The organism is Streptococcus raffinosi (assembly GCF_030284685.1).
In the GTDB taxonomy this organism is placed as follows: domain Bacteria; phylum Bacillota; class Bacilli; order Lactobacillales; family Streptococcaceae; genus Streptococcus; species Streptococcus raffinosi.
The window spans coordinates 1-5562 of sequence record NZ_JASUZV010000021.1 but is presented as its reverse complement, the minus strand read 5'-3'; the positions used below and the strand labels follow the sequence as shown (position 1 = coordinate 5562).

The window sequence follows — 5562 nt, the reverse complement described above, 5'->3', positions numbered from 1 at the left end:
TATCCGCCATAGCTCAGTTGGTAGTAGCGCATGACTGTTAATCATGATGTCGTAGGTTCGAGTCCTACTGGCGGAGTATAGTACTTGTGGTCAGACTTTGTCTGACCTTTTTTGTTTTCAATTTATTTACTTGTTTATTAGGTCGAATTCAGCTATCATAGGACTATACTTTTATTTGTGAGGTGTCATTATGTCTATTTTTGCTTCGGATTTTACTCCAGCTTCAGTGTCTTTAGTTAAAGAGAAAATTGCTTCTGGAGAAAAGTTCATTTTATTTATTGGTAGACCAACTTGTCCTTATTGTCAACGTTTTGAACCTAAATTATCGAATGTTGCTTGTAGTTCTAATTTTAATATTTTCTACGTTAATAGTGAAAATGAGGAAGAGCTTGAGGAAATTCAAGGGTTACGTAATCGATATGGTATTGCAACTGTTCCGGCACTTTTTGTATCAGAAAATGGTTCTGTCAAGGTCGTTTGTGATTCTTCACTTTCTGAAGAAGATATTTTGGATTTTATTTCCTAATTTTTAATGTATTGGGAGGTTCTTATGTTTATTTATAAACACGAGGTCCAGTATTATGAAACGGATAGAATGGGTATTACTCATCATTCTAATTATGTTCGATGGATGGAGGAAGCTAGAACATTCTTTCTTAGGGAAATTGGTTGGCCTTATGAAAGAATAGAAGAGGAAGGAATAATTTCTCCGGTTACTTCCCTGTCTTGTGAATATAAAGCTACTTCGACTTTTGCGGATGAGATCTCTATAGAGATTACTGTTAAAGGAGTTAAATCTGCAAGACTTTCTTTTGAATATCGTATGCTAAATCAAGATGGGACTATTGTTTGTACTGCTGTTTCTGAACATAGCTTTATGTCTAAAGAAGGTAAGTTTGTTAATCTAAAACGAGATTATCCAATATTCTTTGATTTATTAAAAGAACAGTCTGAGTTAAAATAAAAAAGTGAAGTAAGACAATTGTTTTAAATGATTGTCTTGCCTCACTGGCTGTTTTAAGTTTACCTGTTTAATACTTAAGGTTAGAATTTTTATTCTAACCTTTTTATTTTGTAAGGAGTTCTTGATAAATACTTAAATTATCATCATCAAATACATTAAAAATAACTTTTTTAACGGTTGTAGAGTCTTTTATAAAGTCTTTAACAGTCTGAATTGCAATTGTTGCAGCCTTTTGTTTTGGAAAATTAAAGTCTCCTGTTGAGATACATGGAATTGCGATGGATTCAATGTTATTTTTTTCAGCTAGTGCCAATACAGATAGATAGCATTTAGCTAAAAGATCTTCATCAATTTGTGTTGGTTGGTTTTCTATCTTTGGGCCTACTGTGTGTATAACGAATGCAGAAGGAAGATTGTAAGCTGGCGTAATTTTAGCCATTCCTACTGGTTCCTCATATCCTTGCTCTAAAATGAGTTCGTAACAAGATTGGCGAAGCTGTACTCCTGCATAAGTGTGGATAGCATTATCAACACAATCATGAAGTGGCTTCATGCAACCCAGTAAGGTCTTATTTGCAGCATTTACGATAGCATCTACTTCGAGTTTTGTGATATCACCTTTCCAGATGTAAATTTGGTCATCTTGAGGAATTGGACGGAGTGTGTTGAGTTGTACAATTCCACGTTCTCCTTTTCTAACTTGTAGGTAAAGGTCTTGGATGGTCAAGAATTGTGTTGACGCTGCCATTGGTTTACGTGTATTAAAGAGTGCTCTTAGGAGTCTTTGCTTTTTCTCGAGCTCTTCTGGAACAATCAAATCATGTAATTCTAGATTTTCTTTTTTGAGTTCACCTATGAGATAGGTAATCATTGCATCTTTATCCATATGTACTCTTTTCTATTTTTTATAGTGTTTTTATTATTATACATCCAAGCTATGTTGTGGGCAAGCGATGTCTATGATAGGCAATGACTAATATTTGATATGAATTTTTTATGTCTGTATCAAATTCTTGCAATGCTCTATAGAATCATATAGAATAGGTCTACAAATGTTTACTATATCTAGGAGGATAATGAAATGACGCAAGTAGTAACAGATGCTACCTTTGAAAAAGAGACAGCTGAGGGTCTGGTTTTGATTGATTTCTGGGCAACTTGGTGTGGGCCTTGTTTGATGCAGGCCCCTATTCTTGAACAGCTTTCTGAAGAGGTTTCAGAGGATGAACTCAAGATTGTCAAAATTGATGTTGATGAGAATCCAGAAACAGCTCAAAAGTTTGGAATTATGTCTATCCCAACTTTGCTCTTCAAAAAAGATGGTGAAGTTGTTAAGCAGGTTGCAGGTGTACATACGAAAGATCAAATTAAGGCCATCGTTGCTGAGCTTGGTTAAGTAATCGACGAAATCCCGTTCAGGGATTTTTATTTTAGTTTATTGAAATAGGAGGAGATTCTTATGACTTACACATTTCAAAATCCTAGTGAAGAGGTTATCGATTCTTATTTGAAATCGGCCAAAACGATTGCCATTGTTGGTTTGTCTCATAGAAAAGAAACATCAGCCTACCAAGTTGCGCATTTTTTAAAAACTGCCGGTTATCGTATTGTACCGGTTAATCCGAAACTTGAGGGGCAAGAAATTCTTGGAGAGCATGTCTATGGTCAACTAAAGGATATCCCGTTTTCGGTCGATATTGTTGATGTTTTTCGACGTAGTGAGTTTTTGCCAGATGTTGCCTCTGATTTCCTTGAAGCGGATGCCAAAGTTTTTTGGAGTCAGATAGGCATTGAAAATGAAGAGGCTGAAATCATGCTACGTCAGGCAGGACACCAGGATATTGTAATGAATCGCTGTACAAAGATAGAATATATGCGACTCTTTGTTTAATAAATGAAAGGATGAGTGAGCTAAGCTCGCTCCTTTTTGTTATAATAGACCTATGATTAAAATTTTTGATACGCATACCCATCTTAATGTGGATAATTTTGCAGGAAAAGAACAAGAAGAAATAGATTTTGCAGCGGAACTTGGTGTTACTAAAATGAATATTGTTGGTTTTGATAAACCGACAATTGATAAGTCTTTAGAACTTTCAGAGCAATATGATCAACTCTATAGTACGATTGGATGGCATCCTACAGAAGCGGGGTCCTATTCTCAGGAAATTGAGGATATGATTGTATCACAATTGGATAATCCGAAAGTAGTGGCACTTGGTGAAATTGGATTGGACTACTATTGGATGGAAGATCCTAAAGAGGTTCAGATTGAGGTCTTTAAGCGTCAAATAGCCTTGTCAAAGGAACACCATTTGCCTTTCGTTGTACACACACGTGATGCACTTGAGGATACTTACGAGGTCATTAAAGAAGTTGGGGTTGGCCCTTGTGGTGGTATTATGCACTCGTACTCAGGATCCTTAGAAATGGCTCAAAAATTTGTTGATCTTGGAATGATGATTTCCTTTTCAGGTGTTGTTACCTTTAAAAAAGCATTGGATGTCCAAGAAGCTGCTCAGAAATTGCCTTTAGATAGGATTCTGGTTGAAACGGATGCACCTTATTTGGCACCTGTTCCGAAACGTGGTCGTGAGAATCGTACCGGCTATACACGTTACGTAGTAGACAAGATTGCTGAGCTTCGTGGATTAACAAGTGAAGAAGTTGCAAGAGCTACTTATGACAATGCAATGAGGATTTTTGGGCTTAATGACTAAAATAAAAATTCAAGAAGTCATCGTTGTAGAGGGTAAGGATGATACGGCAAACTTGAGACGTTTTTATGAGGTGGACACCTATGAAACTAGAGGCTCTGCTATTAATGATGATGATTTAGAGCGTATCGATAAGCTTAATGACTTACGTGGTGTTATTGTTTTTACTGATCCAGATTATAATGGAGAACGTATCCGTAAAATCATTATGGGAGCTGTCCCAACGGCCAAGCATGCTTTTTTAAATCGTGGTGAAGCTGTTCCCAAATCCAAGACAAAGGGGCGTTCTCTAGGGGTTGAGCATGCTAGTTTCGAGGATCTTCAAAAGGCTTTGACAGGAGTCCTAGGTAGTTATGATGATGATAATCAGTTTGATATTAGGAAATCAGATCTTATGCGTTTAGGACTAGTAATGGGAGCAGACAGTCGAAAACGTCGAGAATATTTGGGAGAAACGCTTCGTATTGGTTATTGCAATGGGAAGCAGCTTTTAAAACGTTTGGAATTGTTTGGAATTACTTTAGAAGAGCTTGAAGAGGCTATGTCCCATTACTAGAATCTACAGGTGCTCAGACTAGACAGGTGGCTACCGAGGTTGGTTTAAAATAATTATTCCAGTTAATGAACTGTAAAAGTATTAACCTTATTTTTTGGCTCGAGTAAGCAGAATCGTAATATAACAATAAGAAGAGAGAAGAAATGAGAATTGCAGATTATAGCGTGACCAAGGCTGTTCTTGAGCGTCACGGCTTTACCTTTAAGAAGTCTTTTGGACAGAACTTTTTAACAGATACAAATATTTTACAAAAGATAGTAGATACGGCAGAGATTGATAAAAATGTCAATGTTATCGAAATTGGACCTGGTATCGGAGCATTAACTGAGTTTTTGGCTGAAAATGCTGCAGAGGTTGTGGCTTTTGAAATCGATGAGCGTTTGGTTCCAATTTTGGAAGATACACTACGTGACCATGATAATATTAAAGTGATTAACGAAGATGTTCTCAAGGCAGATTTACAGACACGTGTCAAAGAATTTAAAAATCCAAACCTACCAATTAAGGTCGTAGCCAACCTACCATACTATATTACGACACCAATTTTAATGCATTTGATTGAGAGTAAGATTCCTTTTGCAGAATTTGTTGTCATGATGCAAAAAGAGGTTGCTGACCGTATTTCTGCAGAGCCCAATACCAAGGCCTATGGTTCGTTATCAATCGCTGTTCAGTATTATATGACTGCTAAGGTGGCATTTGTTGTCCCACGTACAGTTTTTGTACCAGCACCTAATGTTGACTCGGCTATTTTGAAGATGACGCGTCATGAGCAACCTCTGGTTGAAGTTAAAGACGAAGATTTCTTTTTCCGTGTATCGAAGATTAGTTTTGTACATCGTCGCAAGACGCTTTGGAATAATCTGACAAGTCATTTTGGTAAATCTGAAGAAGTCAAAACTAAACTTGAGCAGGCTTTGGAAAATGCAAATATAAAGCCTTCTATTCGTGGAGAGGCTCTATCTATACCTGATTTTGCCCGTTTATCTGATGCTTTGAGCGAAGCAGGTTTATAGCTTAAAAATCCCACTGAACATAAATGTCAGCGGGATTTTCTGTACAATGATGCGGAGAAAGGGATTTGAACCCTCACGCTCGTAAGAGCACATGCGCCTGAAGCATGCGTGTCTGCCATTCCACCACCTCCGCAGATGTTATGCTTATTATACTGCAAATTAGTAAAAATGCAAGGAGCCCAAAGGAATTGAGCTCCTTACTTGTTTGGCTCTATGTCAACTGTAGTGGGTAACGAAAAGCTAACATCTAGAGAGAACCTGATAGGTTTTCTCTTTTTGTATGTTCAGAGTGATGAAAACACGCTTCCT

General features: G+C 37.2%; 8 protein-coding genes and 2 tRNA genes. 8 read left to right on the top strand and 2 right to left on the bottom strand.

The features are described from left to right. Nucleotides 1-2: 2 nt before the first annotated feature. The 3 genes from QRD39_RS10050 to QRD39_RS10040 all read left to right on the top strand — a co-directional run bounded on the left by QRD39_RS10050 (nucleotide 3) and on the right by QRD39_RS10040 (nucleotide 964). A tRNA-Asn gene (locus QRD39_RS10050) sits at nucleotides 3-76 on the top strand. A gap of 114 nt (nucleotides 77-190) precedes the next feature. After that, nucleotides 191-526: a DUF6568 family protein gene (locus QRD39_RS10045; protein ID WP_285956392.1), complete on the top strand. Its 336-nt coding sequence runs from the start codon at nucleotides 191-193 to the stop codon at nucleotides 524-526. A gap of 24 nt (nucleotides 527-550) precedes the next feature. Further along, entirely contained in the window at nucleotides 551-964 is a 414-nt protein-coding gene (locus QRD39_RS10040; RefSeq protein ID WP_002888675.1) for an acyl-CoA thioesterase, read from the top strand. 103 nt (nucleotides 965-1067) lie between these two features. Here the strand turns inward: QRD39_RS10040 and QRD39_RS10035 are convergent, their stop codons facing one another. Then, nucleotides 1068-1850, bottom strand: coding sequence for a protein-ADP-ribose hydrolase (locus QRD39_RS10035; RefSeq protein WP_008535650.1), 783 nt, complete (start codon nucleotides 1848-1850; stop codon nucleotides 1068-1070). Nucleotides 1851-2045: 195 nt separating this feature from the next. On the opposite strand from QRD39_RS10035, the gene trxA reads away from it, so the two are divergent. The 5 genes from trxA to rsmA all read left to right on the top strand — a co-directional run bounded on the left by trxA (nucleotide 2046) and on the right by rsmA (nucleotide 5253). Next, nucleotides 2046-2360 carry a thioredoxin gene (gene trxA / locus QRD39_RS10030; RefSeq protein WP_002889340.1) on the top strand — a complete coding sequence of 105 codons (315 nt, stop codon included), beginning with the start codon at nucleotides 2046-2048 and terminating at the stop codon, nucleotides 2358-2360. A 63-nt stretch (nucleotides 2361-2423) separates the two neighbouring features. Then, a complete protein-coding gene (locus QRD39_RS10025) occupies nucleotides 2424-2855 on the top strand; it encodes a CoA-binding protein (RefSeq protein ID WP_285956391.1) in 432 nt (143 codons plus the stop codon). 52 nt (nucleotides 2856-2907) lie between these two features. Next, nucleotides 2908-3684, top strand: a complete 777-nt coding sequence (locus QRD39_RS10020; protein ID WP_285956390.1) for a TatD family hydrolase — start codon at nucleotides 2908-2910, stop codon at nucleotides 3682-3684. Continuing rightward, a complete protein-coding gene (rnmV, locus tag QRD39_RS10015; RefSeq protein WP_285956389.1) occupies nucleotides 3677-4237 on the top strand; it encodes a ribonuclease M5 in 561 nt (186 codons plus the stop codon). The genes QRD39_RS10020 and rnmV overlap by 8 nt, the downstream gene beginning before the upstream one ends. Nucleotides 4238-4380: 143 nt before the next feature. Then, nucleotides 4381-5253: a 16S rRNA (adenine(1518)-N(6)/adenine(1519)-N(6))-dimethyltransferase RsmA gene (gene rsmA / locus QRD39_RS10010; RefSeq protein WP_285956388.1), complete on the top strand. Its 873-nt coding sequence runs from the start codon at nucleotides 4381-4383 to the stop codon at nucleotides 5251-5253. A gap of 50 nt (nucleotides 5254-5303) precedes the next feature. Here rsmA and QRD39_RS10005 read toward each other — a convergent pair. Continuing rightward, nucleotides 5304-5386 (bottom strand) — tRNA-Leu (locus QRD39_RS10005). Nucleotides 5387-5562 lie beyond the last annotated feature (176 nt).